Source organism: Paraburkholderia sp. Tr-20389 (assembly GCF_017104565.1).
GTDB lineage: Bacteria > Pseudomonadota > Gammaproteobacteria > Burkholderiales > Burkholderiaceae > Paraburkholderia.
The window spans coordinates 86,149-103,457 of record NZ_JAAGPD010000016.1 but is presented as its reverse complement, the minus strand read 5'-3'; the positions used below and the strand labels follow the sequence as shown (position 1 = coordinate 103,457).

The window sequence follows — 17,309 nt, the reverse complement described above, 5'->3', positions numbered from 1 at the left end:
TATGTGGACGAGCACTCGATCAGCCCGACGACCCCTTGTCGATGAACTGTGGCGGTGACTGCTGGGGTTGCGTTGGCGAGATTGAGGCCGAGCTAGGCAATGCGGAATCGATCGAGCGGGTCCGAGAAGAACACGTTCGCGGACTTCGCCCGGGATGGATTGACCCGGCGAAGCAGTGACACCGATCTCCTGTTCGGTTCACTGTCGGCCACAAACGGTCATTTGACGATCGCCCTCTGATTGCTGACAATCCGACGTCTTTCGCCGATCGACGACTTGTCAATCCATCCAGTTTTTCGCTAGACAGCGCCACGAGAGTGTTAATGACCATCTCCAGGATTCTCGAACTTTACGCTCGGAGCGGACGGTCGCTTGAAGTTATGGGCCTAAAGGAAGCCGCGCTAGATCTCTCTGAAGCAGGGCAAGCGTTGGACCTGTTTGCAGGCCAAAAATGGCTGGTCCTTGGCGGGGACGTTTACCGCGCAACGTCAGACGGACGAGGTCTTGAGCCCACGCACGACAATTGGTTCTACGAGGGAAACAACGTCGACGAGGGCATCTCTGCAGCCCGGGATTTCTTGCATTCCTTGCGAGACCGTTCGTTATTCGTTGTGTTTGTCGTTACTGGCCGAACTCCACCCCCGTGAATCACCGCCTCCTCGAAGCCAGCGGGTGCTCATGGCGACTCTGCAGTCCTAGGTGCCGGCCCGCTACGCGAATGTTATAAGGCGACGGTCGGCCAACAACGGTCAATCGCGAAGGCGCCTCAGATTGCTAACAACCGGCTTCGCTAACATCATTCGCAACACGAGGGCACGCCCCCTTTCAAGGACTCGAATGTCGCAACACGCGAATCGCTTCATAACATTTTGGCGGGCGGTTATCGCATATCCGATTGCAATGGCTGGGGGCGCGGCGGCATTCTTTCCCGCCCTTGAGGTAGCCGCTGCCGTTCGTCGGGGCAGCCTAATCCTAGCCTTTCCGCGGTCGGACGTTGGTCACCATGTCCTACGGCTCTTGCAGTTGGAACTTGGCGCAGTGATTGGCTGCTTCGTCTTCTTTGGACTTCCAGTACTGCCCCTCTACGCGACCGGAATTTTCTTGGCGTGGAGGCTTCGCGTCCAACACTTGACTTACTATATCTTCCTCGGAAGTCTGCTATCGCTGTGGGCGTGGCTGTGGCCTTACATATTCAGCAGGAACGTGGGAAAGACGGTGCACTCGTCGATTAACATAGGCTTTACTTGCTTACAGGTTGCAGTTGGGATCATCGGTGGTTCGGTGTGCTGGGGTTTCCTCCGCCTTACTCATCGAGAGTGCAACGATCGTAAGGAACTGAACTAAGTCGTCGCGGGTCGGCCGATCAGCCGGCATTTAGCCGGTCGCGTTTTTGAGCGAGATCGGCCAGGAACGGTCACTCGCACTCGGTACCAGAATCGCCGACAATCCGTCGATGCAGCAGCAAGTGAGGCTACTTGGCACACCAGGAGAGCGGGACAATGCGAGAGAGATTCATTGCGATCGACGTCGTATGGAAGCATGATTTCGAGGCAGAACCGGTCCGTCTGCTCTCCGTGCTCGACTCGGATCGCTACGAGATTCGCAAGCTGGAATTCTTTCGCGATGGGCGAGTTGGATTTGCGGACGGTGAGCGGACTGCATCAGGAACACAACTCGGATTGCTGCCAGTCCCCCGTTTTGACTGCGATAAACGCTGATCCGCAGGTTCCAGGCGCGAGAAACGACGATGGAAGAGTTCAACACGTTATGGTCTTGTCATGTTCCGAGCGTTGGTCATCTTGGCTGAACAATCATATGTCTGATACCGGTTATGTTGTCGAGGCATCCTCCTCGCAGGTGGTTGTAAAAGCTTCCCATGTTGGACTTCAAGATGCGCTTGTTGCTATGGGCTTCGAATGTCGAAACGACGAGTCGGGGACATACGCGATTAACGTCGGAGGCGATAGCGAGAAAGCTGCGCTGTTCGATCGGCTGCGCGCGCACGAGTTCTGTTTCGCCGCAGGTCCGGGGTGGTCCCCGGCAGAAATTTTCGAACGCTTTCGCGATGAAGGTTTGCTGCAAGGAGCCTATCGACGAATCGCGTGGCGCTCACTGGGTAGTCCGCTGGTCGAAGAATGCTGACATCTCTGTTCGGCCATGAACGGGCGTTCGACACTGCCGCCCTGATCGTGGACAATCCTGTTCGCCGCACTCGCCGATACCAACCGAACTTTCTGCAAAACGCAGCGAAAACCTGACGGAGTCTTTTGTGGCATGTGCACGATGTAAGGATCTTTGCGTTCGCTATGCAATCAGACATCCTCGTGAGCTACGCAAAGCGATACAAATCGGCGCGGAGAACATCGCCGACGGAACACTCGGTGAGGTAGTTCCCGACAGTCCTTGGGTCTCCGTCTCGTTTGCCGAACTCGCGAAGGGAGCCGCGTGGGACGACTACATCGAGTACCATTTTCGCTGTCTGCATTGCGATGAGATGTTTTGGCTGCACGCAGAAACGTATCACGGCAGTGGCGGGTACTGGGAGCCGAAAGACTCTAAATCGATACGCGACAACATTACAAACTAGGCGAGGAACATTGCCGCTTGCATCAACGTTAGTCACACTTTCGGTCTGGTAGCACGTGGATTTCTTCGTCATGACGAACACCGAACTCTTACTCAAGATCGATGCAGCTCTATCAGCTATCGGGCCTCTGGTGGCTCCCACATGGCCAAATGTACAGAGCATTCATCGGCAATTGACGTGGTGCCGTGCCCAAATTTCCGGCGAATCGTCGGAGCCAAAACAGGGGCCACTCACAATGGGACTGATTGCCACTCGGGAATTCGACATGTGGGGCGACAACGCCGAACTTGCAGCCCTGATCAATCAGATACAGCGCGCTTTTGAGTGAGTTGAGTGACCGCTTTCGGCAACCTTGAACGTCGGCTCCGGGTCGAGAGTGTGAGTTCGGTCACATTGAACAAGACATTCGCGATCGCACAGATCCCAACGACAGGAAAGGAATCTGAAGCGGCCTCACAAACCGCAATTCATGAACGTCAGCTCAGGCCGATTCGCCTCGTCACGCATCCAGCAGGTTCCGAAGTGAATAGCCATTGGAATGACGGCCTTCAGCGTTTCGTGTTCGGCAACTATTGGCCGGTTGTACGCGTCGATCGACTGCGCCATGAGCCGAAGCTTCACCATCGACAGGTACGTGGCCTCATCGCCCAGCGCGGGCAACCGGCCGTTGCTTCCGCTCGCCGCACACATGTGTGGTCACTCGAACGAGCGGCGCGCCTCCGAAAACCCGCCGAATGCCTACTACACTAACTTGTAGATGTTGAAGTCGCGCAACTTGCCGATGCTTGTGCGCCTCTGACAGATTTGCCCCGGAATGGACTTGAACAGGAAGAAGGGGTTAAAGATGGGCAGCAGGAAAAGCAAGCCGTCTGTCCGTGATGTTCTGCTGGATGCGCCGTGGTGGGTTTCGGCTTTGCTGGCGTTGGCGAGCTATGTAGCCTTTTACGCCGTTCTGCCGGCAGCTATGGCTTCGAATCGCGTCCTGCGCGGTGTGGCCGGGATGAGTCGATTCTTTGCATGGGCTCCGGCAACGATGTTTGCCATTCTTGGGCTGCTGGCCTATCTGCGTGCCCGGAAGCGTAAGTTGGCGTCCGATTCTGCGCCGGGTTCGGTATGGCCCTTGCGCAAGGAACCTACTCTCCGTGTTGTCCGCACGAGCGTACCCGTCACGAGGCTCAATTCGGATAGAGCAGGCCGAATCGACGAAGCCAGCTTGGTGTCGCTTGCGAAGCCCACAGAATGGACCATCGATGCAATCAAACAACTTGAATGGAAGCGATTTGAGATGCTGTGTGTCTGGTACTACGAGGCCCTGGGCTTCACCGTAAAGACGGTGCCATATGGTGCTGATGGCGGTATCGACGCCACCCTATACCGGGAGGGGCGGGAAGCTCCGATTGCGGTCGTCCAGTGCAAAGCATGGCGGACCCCTGTGAAGGTGGAACAAGTGAGGGCTCTCGGCGGCGTCATGCATTCGAAAAAGGTAAAGCGCGGCGTCTTTTGGTCACTCGCAGGGTTCATCGGCCAGCCAGTTCGGGACTATGCCTCTCAGGCTGACATTTTATTGGTGGATGGCGCAGGCATTGTCGAACGCATTCGTGCCCTTGACGCCGACAAACAGGCAAAGCTACTTGCGCTGGCGTTCGAAGGCGACTACGAGACGCCAACTTGTGCAGCCTGTCGCGTGAAGATGGTGGAGCGACAGGGGAAGGGCGGATTGTTCTGGGGCTGTCGCAACTATCCCAGATGCAGAGTCACTATGGTACGTGCGGCGCAAGTTCTAGACGAGAGGCGGATTTAATTTGCGATGCCCGACTGTAGACCACTCCGTTGAATTGGTGCTCTCGGCCATGAACGGTCGCTCGACGCCGACGCCTAGATCATGGACAATTTCCGTGTCCGTCTCTTGATGGGCGAGTGGTGAGATAAGGGAAAGCTGATGGGACACAAGTTGGCCGATGATGAACTGGAACTGTACCGCCGAGTGGACGAAGTTCTGTTCTATGTTTGGGACCCGATTGGCGTCGCGAACAGCCCGGCGGCACGCGACGAATATTATGGGTACCTGCCCAGCGTTTTCTCAATGCTGCAGGGTGAGGGAGCGAATGCGTCGATAATCGCGGCATACCTTGACAGCATCGCGAGCGAGCGAATGGGTCTGGATGCGAATCCTGAACATTCCAACTGCGTCGCCCAGTTGCTGCTCGACTGGAAAACCGAAGTCCGAACAATTTTTGCACGGCCGAAGTGAGCCTACGGACCAACTCAAGCCCTCAGCGTCGATGAGATTCAGCTTCCACAAACGGCCGGTTTCGGTCAATCAACGGCAGGGCCATGAACGTCGATAATGCGCGTCGAAGGCTTCCGACTGCGGCTCGATTGCGTCGCTGGCTCACAAGCTTGGCGCTAACCGCCAGTGAACAAATGGCGGATATGGTGCGTCACAAAGGAACGCCAGAAATACTTCCACGACCTGATCGGACGTGAACCATTCATCGGATCGCATCGGGATGTTGCCCGCTCGAAAGACGAGGATCGTGCCGTCCGGCCGTACAGGTGAAGGCTTATCGTGGAACCCTCTCCATCGTTTGCCGCCGAATTCGAAGCGCTCGATCATGCAGCTTACACCGCCGCCAGCTACCTGCACGTAGTTTCCTGCATCGTCAGTCAATGACGCATAAGACGACTTGCCGTAGCTTCGCAGCGACTTGAGCGCGCGAGCGATCTGTGTGTGCGTGGGCGCGGTGATGGCCGCTTTACCCTCGATATCGAGTCTCATTCGTTGTTCAATCTCGTTTCCTTTCGATCAAATCAGAATCATACCAACGCACAAACCCAACAACTAATGACCGCTACCGAGAAGATCGACGGACAGCTCCGGGTCGCTTTATGCTTTTTGCATGAAAGGCTGCACCTGCTACGATCGGCGCGCCTGGTTGCCGGACGCTTGCCACTACCGTCATTCGACGCCAGCGGCTAAATCGTTCAATGCGGCTAGGACGGACGTCCTGACGATCAGGGCAATCCGAAAACAGCCTCTAGTCGATCGCTCAAGTTTCACGCCAAATTGCCGTAGAGCCGGTGTGAGCGCTCTATGTTTGGATATGGACGGGGGGCCGACGTATCTGGTTGAGCGTGATAATTGTTATCGATTACTTGAATTCCCTATGAAAATCACAACTCGAAATCTGTTACTTTTTGCGGTTCTTCTCTCCGTATCTAATCTCGCCTCGGCTCTCGATGATCGTTTGGTTGGCACCTGGCAGGGGCAGAGGGACAAGGATGGCAAGTGTTCCTATATGGCGTGGACTATGAAAAGATCCTCGGACGGCAAGTTTGAAGTTGCGTTCTACAACAATCCTGAAAGGACTCAATTTCTGAATGTGGAGCGGGGCCAGTGGGAAACAAAGGGCGACAAGATTTCACTCACCACTGTGGGCGTCCCTACACCCGATGTCTACACCTACACTCTTACAGACAAAGATACCGTTCATGTTTCGGCTATTGAGCGAGACCCTTCGGCAGACTGCATGGCCGACTATGAATTCACGGATCATCGGGTTAAACCGTGAAGGTCTCTCTGGTCAAAGTTAAACGCACCCGCCCATCCGCAAGGAAACCGTCCCGCGGCGTACCGGTAACCCTGTGCTGAGATCAAGAGTGTCTTTGCATAACGTTGTGTCGCTTCCATTCACGTTACTGAATCGCGGTCAACTTGGTGGCGCAGGTGTGCTTTTCTTCTTCTACGCGGTCATCGTCGCCTGTGTCGCCAAAGCGTTGTTCGAGATTGCCAATTTTGCTGGAGTGAAAGCACAGACTGGAATGACCACGATCGTAGCCAAGCGAACTGTGCCGGCCCATTGGGAGTGGCAATCTCGTGGACGATTTTTGACGTATGCCTATGTTACGGAATACGAGATACTGGACTTAATTGTCAATGGCCGGACGATGACGTATCGGCCGATTCCGTGGATTATGGAGCGTACAACTGCAAACACCACAGAGCCAGTTCAGTTCAAAGCTGCCCGATTCAATAGCAAAGTGCAAATCATAAAATTCAAGTACCTCTAGCCGGGTAGAGCCTCACCGGCGATCTGAACGGCCGCTCCTGAGAGGGTCGAAAGTCTCCTGAGGGTCGGCAAGACTCACTCGTTGACGGCGAGAAGTGCCATTCGCCGACCTAGTTTGCGAATGGCAGCAAACTAATCCGCAGCCGACGCACCCCGCCTATCTTCGAGCGTCAGCTCTGGCCGATCACCTCCATCATGCTAGCGCCCTCCTCCTTGCCCGGCTTGGTCTCCAAAGCAAACGGCATGACTACTCCTGCGTCGGAGCATCAGACTTGAAAACTTCCCGAGCACAGATACGATGTACAGAGAACGTGTATCCACGAGGGAAACCATGCAAGTCGAAAAATGGGGTAACAGCCTTGCTGTTCGGTTGCCCGCGCGCGTCGTAGAGGCGCTCGGACTGCAGGAAGGTGACGACATCGAAATCGTCGCAGACAAGTCTGGTGCGCTCTCTGCGAGCAAAAGGCCCACAGTCGATGAACGGATCAAGCGTCTGCGGAACTATCGTGGTCGCCTGCCCGCCGACTTCAAGTTTGATCGTGAACGGCTCAGCGAGAGGGAGAACGCTGAATGACCATTGAAGCACAGACGCCGTTCGCCGTCGACAGTAACGTTATCGCGTTTTAGTCTTCTGACGATCAGGGCAAAGGCTGAACGAGCCGAACCGCTGGTTGCGAGCAACGAGCCGGCGATCGGCACGGTGATCGCACTGACCGATCGGGCGCTGAATTCCGCCCCCTCCCCTCCCCACAGACATGACGCCAGCCCCCGACATGTTTGCCGCGATAAGGCGCGGGTTATCGCGGCTAGCTGTATGTTAGGCGAAGCAGATTTTCTATGGGGCCGGACCGCAGCACGTTCGCGATCCACGCCATGCTGCGGTCGTCGACCCAGTCGCGCAACGCCGCGTGCTGTCGGCCTTAGCGCGGTAACCGCCGGTGCCCGCAGATATACAAAAAGTTGTCGATCGCCGGGGAGACAATGCTATTGATCCCAGGATCGATCGCTAAAGGGCGTCTGCGCGGACCGCTGGCCGAGTTTGGTTCAGTCTGGGAGGAACAGCGTGACCTGCATCTCGCGCCAGTCGCAGAACCCACGACGCGTTTACAGTTGAGTGTGCATGATGCTGACGCGGCACATAGAAGAAAAGTGCCACTTGTTGGCGGCGCTCCGTTACGGCAAGACTTGTTACGATTCTGAGGCTGCAGTACGTCGCGTCCGCAGTCGCGCTGTCGCGCGATAGGTCTCACGAGCCTTCTGTTCCGTCAATGCGCCGCTCTCGGCCGCCGCCTCCGTACGTTGCAGGATCACGGCAACACCGCGCTTCTGCAGCGCTATCACCTTCGGGCGCAGTTTGCTAGATCCCTTCAAAGCCATAGACACCTCCTTCGTCTGATGCACGCGGTGTCACGCAGCGAAATGTTGCTCCCATATCACCCGCCCGCTCGAATTTCCTCGCAAGCCTATTATATGGCGCGTCCAGTTTGCCGGTCTGCGACATGCAAAAGCATGCGATGCCGGTAAGGCGTCGGCATGGGCGACGAGCACCATCCCGAGCGCCTCGCTGAACTGCCAGATCATTGCCGAGTCCTGCAGCGTCCATTGGGCGCGTAGAACATCGTCGCGCGATTGATCTCGGCTCGGAAAAATTTAACGCCGATGCCGCTAGCCTCGATGGCGGCGTTCATGGCTACCCGGCCCGCCAACGCGCAAGACTCCCGGACCGCCAGTCCCCCGTGAGAAAGGCGCTGCCAGCTTTCCCACCATTTTCTGTCATACTATATATAGTTATCCTACATAACTTTGCTAACTTTAATTATGTTAAATACGGTTGACGAAGAGGGGCACAGTCGATGCGCGTTCGTATTTTTGTTCCCCTTTTGCAAGTAGTTTTGTACCCTGCACCCAAGCGAGCGACTAAGCGTGAGCTTCGCTCGCGCGCGGCGCCGAACTCACAGGCGTACGCGACAACCTTCACGATTCGGCGATCACAACGACTCCACCACTCGGGCATCTCTTTCCAAGGCTCTCTCGGACGACAAACTCCAACTCGTCACGGCGGCGACGCATACTTTCCGTAGTGAAGAATGCAGGGGAGAAGTCAAACACTGCGCGCCGAAGAAAAGCCGAACAACTTTGCTGCGTTATCCACAAGCAGCTCTTGCCTGACCGGCTGGCTCGGGGCCCATTGTTTTACCAGAGACAAGTTTTGTCCCTCATCTTCGTTTCGGAACGGTTCGATGTCGGTCGGCTTTGCGTTGTCAGGTCTTCTGGTTCCGCCCGTATGCGGCCAATTGCTTCCCCAAACCACCTGATCAGGCGCGGCGCTGACTAATGTTCCGGCGATAATCCCGGCGTCCGTGTACCCGCGCCCCTGCTCGGAAATGTAGTAGGGGCCCGACAGCTTCACGTACACCTTCCCGCTTGCCATCAACCCTGTCAGCGCGCTGAAGCCCTCCTGTTCCGGGCCTTTTGCTGCCTTCGCCAGACCAAAATGGTCAAGAACGATAGGATGCGGCTGCGCCTGTATCCGCGGCGCGAGTGCATCGATAACGTTCAACGCCGCAAATATCTGGATGATCGCAGGCCGGCCGTGCAGCGCATCGACAGTGTCCATCAGCCGCCGGTACGCGTCGTCCACGTTGCGATCTTTTCCAACTTCGAGATTCACCCGCACTCCGCGCCCCCCCGCACCGATGAGGTCATCGATTTGCTGCGCGGAGAATGACCTATCGATCACTGCCATGCCTCGCGCGGAATCACCGAGTTGCTTCAAGCTGTCCAGCAGGCATGCATTGTCCGTTCCATACACGCTCGGCTGAACAAGCACTGTTCGTTGTATGCCGATTGCAGCATGAAACTGCTCCAGATCACTTACCGTGGCAGGCGGCGGCGTGTAGTGGCGCCTGGGCGAGTAAGGGAATCGCGCCGGATCGAAAATATGACAATGACAATCCACTACGCCCGGTGGCACCTTGAAACCAACCGGCGAGACGTTGCCAAGCGTCTTCGCATACGCTTCACTGATACCTCGCAGCGAAAATGCGCCAACAGCGGCAGCCCCTGCAATAAGAAACTTCCGGCGATCTGGCAAGTGTTGTCTCCTCGTGTTGCGATGTAGGGATATGTGAGTTTTGCAAGCGGATATGCCTGATGACGTCCCTTGCTCATTAACCTGAGAAAGGTGCGCTTATTCGTCCTTCACCATGGACCTGAGAACAGCAGTCAGAACCGTCGATACGAGCAACATCGCCGCCATGCCCAGCATGCCCATCGCGAATGATCCCGTCTGATCTTTCAGCCAACCCACGAGAAACGGTCCAGCAAAGCCCCCGAAGGTGCCAACCGAGTTGATGAAGGCCAGGCCACCGGCAGCCGCCGCGCCGGACAGGAACCGCGTCGGGATGCTCCAGAAGACAGCACGTGCGGTCGTGACGCCGATGACTGCAATCGTGATACCGATCAGTGCCGGCCAGAATGCACTGAACAACGCCGCGACGATCATCCCGCCAGCGCCGAGCAGACAGGTAAGCAGGAGGTTCGCGATCTTTTTGCCGTTACGATCGACCATGCGCGCCCAGGTCAACATCGCCACCGTCGCGAAGATGTACGGAACCGACGACACGAGGCTGATGGCCGAAATCGTGAGGCCGTGCGATTTGAGGATCGTCGGCAGCCAGATGCCAATGCCGTACGAACCCAGTACGAAGCCAAACTGGATGCCCGTCAGAATGAGCACACGCGGGTCCTTGAGGGCCGCGCCCAGATGCTTCTTTTCCTTTTCACGTCGTTCGCTCGCCAGCATGCCGATGAGCGCCTGACGTTCAGCTTCGGAGAGCCAGCTTGCCTGGGACGGGTTGTCACGCAGCATCAGCAGCACGACGATACCGATGATCGAGGCGGGCAAGCCCTGGAGGATGAACATCCACTTCCATCCTGCGAGTCCCAGCACGCCGTCCAGATTCAACAACAGGCCAGACAGCGGCCCACTGAGAATCGATGAGACGGGTACGCCGACCATGAACCAGGCAAGCATGCGGGTTCTGAACTTCGCGGGAAACCAGGTCGCCAGGTAAAACGTGACGCCGGGAAAGAAGCCGGCTTCGGCGACACCCAGCACGAACCGCGCGAAATAGAAACTCTTGGGACCGACGGCGAGTGCCGTTGCCGCAGCGGCAAGGCCCCACGTGATCATGATGCGCGCGAGCCAGCGCCGTGCCCCGAAGCGGTAGAGCATCAGATTGCTCGGCACTTCGAGCAGACAGTAGCCTGCAAAGAGAATGCCCGCGCCCCATCCGAACTGCGTGGCAGTCAGACCGAGGTCGGAATTCATGCTCAGCGCGGCAAAACCTACGCTGGTCCGGTCGATGTAGTTGAAGATGAAGGCAAGCGTCAGAAGCGGGAGAAGCCGCCACGCGGTCTTCGATACCGCTTGCTGCTGAAGCGTTTCCAGATCGGTTGAAGCCGCTGGAATCGCGTTGGGTTGAGATGCAGACATCATGGGGTGTCTCCTGCTTGATGCAAATTGAGCTGCGCACAACGCCCGGGACAACTAGGCAAGTGCCGTTTAAAACTTGTGGCGAATACCGACGCGCACTGCGACCTGGTTGCTGGTCGCGGATGGCGTCATGCCGGTAATGGTTGCAACGGCTGGCTGATTCAACGAATCCGTTCCACTGGCGTGTTCGTAGACGGCAACCGAATACACATCGGTTCGCTTCGACAGCAGGTAGTCCACGCCCAGGCTGGCGAGTTCATACTTCGCGCCCTCCTTGCCCGCGGCGCCACTGCCTTTTGTATAGTCGAAAGCCGCACCAACCTGAAATGCGGGTGTGACCAGATACTTCGCGTTGACTTCGATGTTGTGGAAGTAAGCCGTACCCGAGTAATGAAACGGATTCGGACCGGACGACGAACCCAGATCCTGAAAGCGCGTATTCGAGTACCCCGCTCCTACCGTCGCCGCACCGAACGAATAGTTGGCCGCCACCGCTGCGATCTGCAGGGTTTTCGCCGACGCGTAGCCTGCGAAGATCGGATTGCTCTGTGGCGAGGTAGCGGAACCCGCTGAGCCCAGGTTATTCGACGAGGCGGGCCCGGCATTAGGATTCGAGCCGAAGAACGAGGTATTGGGGTTGCGCGCATTCAGATAGCCGGCGCCGATCGTGAATGGTCCCGCTGCGTACCCTGCCCCGACCGACCAGATACTGTTGCTGCCGAACGACCCCGGCACGCCGCCGAAACTGTACAAGCCGCCGAACGTCAGTCCCGCGATGGTCGGCGACGTGTACTTCACCGAATTGTTGATGCGCCGCGTGTTCGACGCGTTGTCGAGATCGCTGGGATGCTCGACCATGTATCCGCCCCATTGCGGCGCCGCGAGAAGCGGCGCATAGAAGTCGACGACCTCGTCGTACTGACGACCCGCCGTGACGCGACCGTAGGGGCTGGCCACGCCCACCCATGCCTGGCGCCCGAATTCAGCGCCGCCCTGGCCGAGCGTTCCGTTGTTGGCATTAAAGCCGTTCTCCAGCAGGAAAACAGTCTTGTAACCGCCCCCAAGATCTTCCGAGCCTTTCAGCCCCCAACGACTCCCCTGCAGTCCGCCTGTGCCGCCGTCCATGACCGCCCATTGGCTTGCACCTTTGAGTCCGGATGCTGTCCGCCCAGTCTGCACGTTGTTCACGTAGTTGACCCCGATATCAACGATGCCGTACAACGTGACGCTACTCTGAGCAAACGCACAGGCACACGGTAGTGCGAGCGCAAGAGGAAGTGCTTTTTTCATCGATTAAGTCTCCTGATTGTTGTCTATATTTTTAGTTGGGAGCGGCGTGTGCCGCTCCTTCATTCACACGGTTTCAGCAGGCTTCGCTGCCGACTTCTCCAGCAACGAAGACAGCACGTAAGGCAGAATGCCGCCATTGGCAAAGTACGTCGCCTCGATCTGCGTATCGATCCGGGCAAGCAGTGTTACCTCTCGAACCGTGCCGTCCCGACGCGTGATAACAAGCGTCACCTCCTGGAGCGGCTGCACGCCCTGTTCGATGCCGACCAGGTCGAAAGTCTCCGTGCCGTCGAGCCCGAGCGATTGAACACTGTCGTCGCCGAGAAACTGCAGCGGCAGGACACCCAGCCCGGCGAGGTTGCTACGATGGATGCGTTCGAAGCTCCGTGCGACCACTGCCTTCACGCCCAGAAGACGCGTGCCCTTCGCTGCCCAGTCCCGGCTCGACCCCGTGCCGTACTCTTCACCCGCGAAAATCAGCGATGGAACGTTGCCCGCCATGTAGCGGCGTGACGCTTCGAAAATAGTCGTCCGTTCGCCGCTGGGCTGGTGGACGGTATAGGGGCCTTCATCGGCGGCGCCGCCTGGCTTTGGCGCAAGCATCAGATTCTTCAGTCGCACGTTCGCGAAGGTGCCGCGGACCATGACTTCGAAATGGCCACGCCGTGCGCCATAGGTGTTGAAGTCCGATTGCGCGACGCCGTGTTGCGTCAGCCATTCGCCTGCGGGAGATTGCTTCGCGATCGATCCGGCCGGGCTGATGTGATCGGTCGTGATCGAGTTGCCAAGGATCGCCAGAGCGCGAGCACCGCGAATAGCCGTGTCGCCCGACTGCGCGTCGCCGAAGAAGTCCGGTTCCGCCGCATAAGTCGATTCGGGCCAGTCATACACGGCGCCTTCACTGCTCTTGATTTCGTTCCACAGGTCGTGCCCTGCGGTGAAGTCAGCGTACAGTTCCTTGTAGTGCTTCGCGTTCGCGGCATAGACGCTGAGCGCCTTGATCTCGTCACTGGTCGGCCAGATGTCGGACAGCATGACCGGCTTGCCGTCTCCGTCGATACCAAGTGGCTGCGACGTCAGATCGATGCGTGTGGTGCCCGCCAGCGCGAACGCGATCACCAGCGGCGGGCTCGCCAGGAAGTTCGCGCGCAGATTGCCATGAATGCGAGCTTCGAAATTGCGGTTGCCCGAAAGTACTGCACTGCAGACGAGATCTTTCGCTACAACGACCTCTTCGAGCGCGGGATCGAGCGGGCCAATATTGCCCACACATGCGCCACAACCGTACGCGGCAATGCCGAAGCCCAACTGCTCAAGCGGCTCGGTGAGTTCAGCGTCCTCCAGGTACGCGGTCACGACACGCGAGCCCGGCGTGAACAGCGTCTTGACCCATGGCTTGGCCTTCAGACCGCGCTCCAGTGCTTTCCGCGCAACGAGGCCCGCAGCGACGAGCAATTCGGGATTGGATGTATTGGTGCACGACGTGATCGCAGCCACCAGCACATCGCCATGGCCAACATCGTATTGTTCAACGGCACCCGGTGCGCCCGCCGGTTTGGCGGAAACCGGGTATGACTCTTCCAGTTGAACCGAGGTCTTTCCATAGCCGCCGCTCTTGACGTCCTGCATCATGACTTCGTCGAAGCGTTGTCCGAGCTTGTCGAGGTCGACGCGATCCTGCGGTCGCTTCGGACCGGACACGCTCGGCCTGATCGCGCCGAGATCGATGCGAATGACGCTCGAATAGTCGATATCGCCCGATTTCGGCGCGCCGAACAGGCCTTGCGCGACGAAGTACTGACGTATCAGTTCGACCTGTTCGTCGCTACGTCCCGTCTGGCGGTAATAGCTCAGCGTGCTTTCGTCGACGGGGAAGAACCCGCTCGTCGCGCCGTACTCCGGCGCCATGTTGGCGATCGTCGCGCGGTCCGTCGCGCTGAGCGAAGCGGCACCCTCACCGAAGAACTCGACGAGCTTGCCGACGACTTTCGCGGCGCGCAGCGTTTCCGTGACCTGAAGAACCGCATCGGTGGCGGTCACGCCGGCTGCAAGAGAGCCCGTCAGTTCGACACCGACGACATCGGGCATCAACATGTAGACGGGTTGGCCCAGCATCCCTGCTTCTGCTTCGATTCCCCCCACGCCCCAGCCGAGCACGCCGATCCCGTTGATCATCGTCGTGTGTGAATCGGTGCCGACCAGCGTATCGGGGAAGACAATGTCGTCCCTGGCGATTACGCCTTGCGCCAGGTATTCGAGGTTGATCTGATGACAGATGCCGATGCCCGGAGGCACGACCTTGAATGTATCGAACGCCTGCATGCCCCACTTCATCAGTTCATAGCGCTCACGGTTGCGGGAGAATTCCACTTCCATGTTCCGGCGCAGCGCATTCGGCACGTTCGAATATTCCGTCTGGACCGAGTGGTCCACGACCAGGTGAACGGGCACCAGCGGCTCGACCGCTTTGGGATCCGCATTCCGCTTCTTCGCCTGGCTACGCATCGCGGCCAGGTCGGTCAACAGCGGAATGCCGGTGAAATCCTGTAGCAACACACGGCCCACGACGAACGGAATCTCGCTTTCACGCGGCGCATTGGGCTTCCAGTTCGCCAGATCGCGGACGTGCGATTCGAGCACTTTCTGACCGTCGCAATTGCGCAGTACGGACTCGAGCAGAATACGGATGACGACGGGCAGACGGCCGACATTCTCGAAGCCGGCTGCTTTCAGCGCTTCGAGCGAGTAGTAGCGGCGCGACTGACCCGCTGCGTTTGCCAGTGTGCGCACGCTGTTGAAAGTGTCGGCGGAGTGTGGGGCCATCATGGTGTTACCTGTAGAAAAGAAGATCGGGTTCGCACCGATCAGAACTTGAAGAGGCTGCGCGGGGTATCGGAGAGCACGGTCTGACGCTGCTGCGCATCGGGCAGCCACTCGTTGATGGCTGCGCGCTGCGCGCCATAGGTCTGGGTCGATTCGTATTGCGTGAACGGCCAGTCGCTCGCCCACAGCAAACGACCGGCACCGAATGCGTCGAGCAGCTTCGGTGCCGCTGCCCGCGCAATGTCGAAGCTCGTGCGATATGCGCCGGACAGCTTCACCCAGACCTTGCGGCTTCCGGCATAGCCCAGCAGGTTGCTAAAGCCCGCATCAGCGATACCGTGGTTGCGATCCGGCATGCCGAAATGATCGACAACCACGTTCACGCCCGCATTGACGAGCGGCGACACCGACTCGTGAAGGCGCGCTGCGCGGTCGTTGATCTCGATGTGCCAGCCGCGCTTCACGCATTCGGCGACAGCTTCGGCCCACGCACCGGCTGCCAAATCCGGGACGGGTAAATTGCCGGTCAGATTGACGCGCACACCCACCACGCCGGCGGACTCGAACTCATCGAAATAACCGAGATCCGTCTCGGGGTTGATTGCGACGACGCCGCGAAGACGCTCAGGCTGCGAGCGCAGGCAATCCAGCAGATAGCTGTTGTCGTTGCCCAGAATGCTCACCGCAACGAGCACCCCGCGCGCGACTCCATGCGCATCGAGCTGGCCGAGGTAGGCGTCGAGAGGCGCGTCGTAGTCGGGCGTGAAACGCCGAGACGGGACAAACGACAACCCGCGATGGAAAACATGCGCGTGCGTGTCGATGACGGGAGTCTGTTGCGTTGACATGGCTGATGGTCTGTATTGACGATTTTCTATCGAAAACGCAATCAGCTTATTTTTTAGAACTGTCTTTGTCAACGCAAAAACGCAAAACGAGTGCGTCTGCGCGAAAAAAAAGCCGCCCTAGGGCGGCTGCGCGGGCGTTTGCGGCCCGAACTATCGTTTACCCGCTAAGCACCGGCGTCTGCCGGTTGCGCGGTCTCCTGGCGGTCGAACACTTCATGGATGGCCTTCTTGGTCCTGGCCGCATCGATGTGCCGCTTCATCAGGCTTGCGGCGGTAACCACGTCGCCGCGCTCGATCGCATCGAGAATGTCCAGATGCTCCTGCGCCAACGCCTGCCGTGGCAGCCGCTGCTTCGCCTGACGGTATTCCGCCAGCCGGCGCATCTGATCGAGCCGTCGAAGCGTCTGTAGCGCAAAGCGATTGCCGGACCAGGCCGCGATCGTTTCGTGAAGCCGCGCGTTGGATTCATAGCGCTCGGTCGCTGTCATCGCTTCATGCCCGCCGTCCAGAATGGCCTGCTGTTCCCGCCGCAGTTCACGCAGTTCATTCAGGTCCGGCTTGAACTTCGGGCTCAGGATGCCGGCCGGCTCGATTGCCGCACGCAGCGAATACATGTCGTCGTAGGCTTCCAGCGAGTCGATCATGGGCAGGAAGCGCCAGCCGTAGCCCGCTTCTTTCTCCACCCAGCCTTCGCTTTGCGCGCGCACCAGCACTTTGCGAACGTCGCCGCGTGACGCATCGAGCAGCCGCGTGAGATCGGCTTCCGTCACGGATTCGGGAATCGCGCCGCCGAAGCGGGCCTCGGCGAGCTTCAGATAGAGCGGATCGTCCGCTGAATTGACCTGTTCAAGAACGTCCGCCGGCAGCTGGTCGAACGACGCGCCGACCGAGTAGCCACGATTCTTGTCGTAACGCATCACACCCGATTCCACCAGCCGGTCGAGCGCCACCCGAACGGGGGATCTCGATGTGCCGATGAGTTTCGCCAGCGTCCACTCCGGCAAATGCGTGCCGGCCGGCAGCCGTTCGCGCCTCACGTAGGCGACGATTTCCCGAAGCGCCTTCTGCTGGCTCTGTGTCAAATCTGAAGTCATGGTCCGATGATCAATGCGTCTTTTTCGCCAATATACCTCTGCGGCCTGGTGCGAAACGACTTTTTGCGGACGCCGATACAAAGCCGCTTGCACCGATCA

General features: G+C 58.3%; 16 protein-coding genes. 7 read left to right on the top strand and 9 right to left on the bottom strand.

Annotation, left to right across the window (positions count from 1 at the left end; all coding sequences use genetic code 11):
- The first annotated feature begins 1,623 nt into the window (after window positions 1-1,623).
- Both G3N95_RS17855 and G3N95_RS17850 read left to right on the top strand, forming a co-directional pair.
- Entirely contained in the window at window positions 1,624-2,142 is a 519-nt protein-coding gene (locus tag G3N95_RS17855; protein WP_205971409.1) for a hypothetical protein, read from the top strand.
- A gap of 515 nt (window positions 2,143-2,657) precedes the next feature.
- Window positions 2,658-2,915, top strand: coding sequence for a hypothetical protein (locus G3N95_RS17850; protein ID WP_205971408.1), 258 nt, complete (start codon window positions 2,658-2,660; stop codon window positions 2,913-2,915).
- A 125-nt stretch (window positions 2,916-3,040) separates the two neighbouring features.
- On the opposite strand, the gene G3N95_RS17845 is transcribed toward G3N95_RS17850, so the two are convergent.
- The gene (locus tag G3N95_RS17845; RefSeq protein ID WP_205971407.1) at window positions 3,041-3,277 is read right to left on the bottom strand and encodes a hypothetical protein; all 237 of its coding nucleotides are present in this window, start codon (window positions 3,275-3,277) and stop codon (window positions 3,041-3,043) included.
- A gap of 130 nt (window positions 3,278-3,407) precedes the next feature.
- Here G3N95_RS17845 and G3N95_RS17840 point away from each other — a divergent pair, with 130 nt between their 5' ends.
- Window positions 3,408-4,388, top strand: coding sequence for a restriction endonuclease (locus G3N95_RS17840; protein WP_346778384.1), 981 nt, complete (start codon window positions 3,408-3,410; stop codon window positions 4,386-4,388).
- Window positions 4,389-4,526: 138 nt separating this feature from the next.
- Window positions 4,527-4,838: a hypothetical protein gene (locus G3N95_RS17835; protein ID WP_205971485.1), complete on the top strand. Its 312-nt coding sequence runs from the start codon at window positions 4,527-4,529 to the stop codon at window positions 4,836-4,838.
- 141 nt (window positions 4,839-4,979) lie between these two features.
- Here the strand turns inward: G3N95_RS17835 and G3N95_RS17830 are convergent, their stop codons facing one another.
- Complete coding sequence (locus G3N95_RS17830; RefSeq protein WP_205971406.1) at window positions 4,980-5,366, bottom strand: hypothetical protein; 387 nt, start codon at window positions 5,364-5,366, stop codon at window positions 4,980-4,982.
- 388 nt (window positions 5,367-5,754) lie between these two features.
- Between G3N95_RS17830 and G3N95_RS17825 the strand changes: the two genes are divergently transcribed.
- From G3N95_RS17825 to G3N95_RS17815, 3 genes are all read left to right on the top strand, one after another.
- On the top strand, window positions 5,755-6,159 hold the full coding sequence (locus tag G3N95_RS17825) for a lipocalin family protein (RefSeq protein WP_205971405.1): 405 nt from the start codon (window positions 5,755-5,757) through the stop codon (window positions 6,157-6,159).
- Between the two features lie 88 nt (window positions 6,160-6,247).
- Window positions 6,248-6,658: a hypothetical protein gene (locus G3N95_RS17820; protein WP_205971404.1), complete on the top strand. Its 411-nt coding sequence runs from the start codon at window positions 6,248-6,250 to the stop codon at window positions 6,656-6,658.
- Window positions 6,659-6,988: 330 nt separating this feature from the next.
- Complete coding sequence (locus G3N95_RS17815) at window positions 6,989-7,231, top strand: AbrB/MazE/SpoVT family DNA-binding domain-containing protein (protein WP_205971403.1); 243 nt, start codon at window positions 6,989-6,991, stop codon at window positions 7,229-7,231.
- A gap of 614 nt (window positions 7,232-7,845) precedes the next feature.
- Here the strand turns inward: G3N95_RS17815 and G3N95_RS17810 are convergent.
- The 7 genes from G3N95_RS17810 to G3N95_RS17780 all read right to left on the bottom strand — a co-directional run bounded on the left by G3N95_RS17810 (window position 7,846) and on the right by G3N95_RS17780 (window position 17,303).
- Window positions 7,846-8,034, bottom strand: coding sequence for a hypothetical protein (locus G3N95_RS17810; protein ID WP_205971402.1), 189 nt, complete (start codon window positions 8,032-8,034; stop codon window positions 7,846-7,848).
- 724 nt (window positions 8,035-8,758) lie between these two features.
- A complete protein-coding gene (locus G3N95_RS17805; protein WP_205971401.1) occupies window positions 8,759-9,751 on the bottom strand; it encodes an amidohydrolase family protein in 993 nt (330 codons plus the stop codon).
- A gap of 96 nt (window positions 9,752-9,847) precedes the next feature.
- Entirely contained in the window at window positions 9,848-11,155 is a 1,308-nt protein-coding gene (locus G3N95_RS17800; protein WP_205971478.1) for an MFS transporter, read from the bottom strand.
- A 69-nt stretch (window positions 11,156-11,224) separates the two neighbouring features.
- Complete coding sequence (locus G3N95_RS17795; protein WP_205971400.1) at window positions 11,225-12,445, bottom strand: porin; 1,221 nt, start codon at window positions 12,443-12,445, stop codon at window positions 11,225-11,227.
- 63 nt (window positions 12,446-12,508) lie between these two features.
- Window positions 12,509-15,271 (bottom strand): aconitate hydratase AcnA, encoded by a 2,763-nt coding sequence (acnA, locus tag G3N95_RS17790; RefSeq protein ID WP_205971399.1) that lies wholly within the window; start codon window positions 15,269-15,271, stop codon window positions 12,509-12,511.
- A gap of 38 nt (window positions 15,272-15,309) precedes the next feature.
- Window positions 15,310-16,116, bottom strand: a complete 807-nt coding sequence (locus tag G3N95_RS17785; protein ID WP_205971398.1) for an amidohydrolase family protein — start codon at window positions 16,114-16,116, stop codon at window positions 15,310-15,312.
- Window positions 16,117-16,280: 164 nt separating this feature from the next.
- Window positions 16,281-17,303 carry a GntR family transcriptional regulator gene (locus tag G3N95_RS17780; protein ID WP_346778383.1) on the bottom strand — a complete coding sequence of 341 codons (1,023 nt, stop codon included), beginning with the start codon at window positions 17,301-17,303 and terminating at the stop codon, window positions 16,281-16,283.
- Window positions 17,304-17,309: the final 6 nt, after the last annotated feature.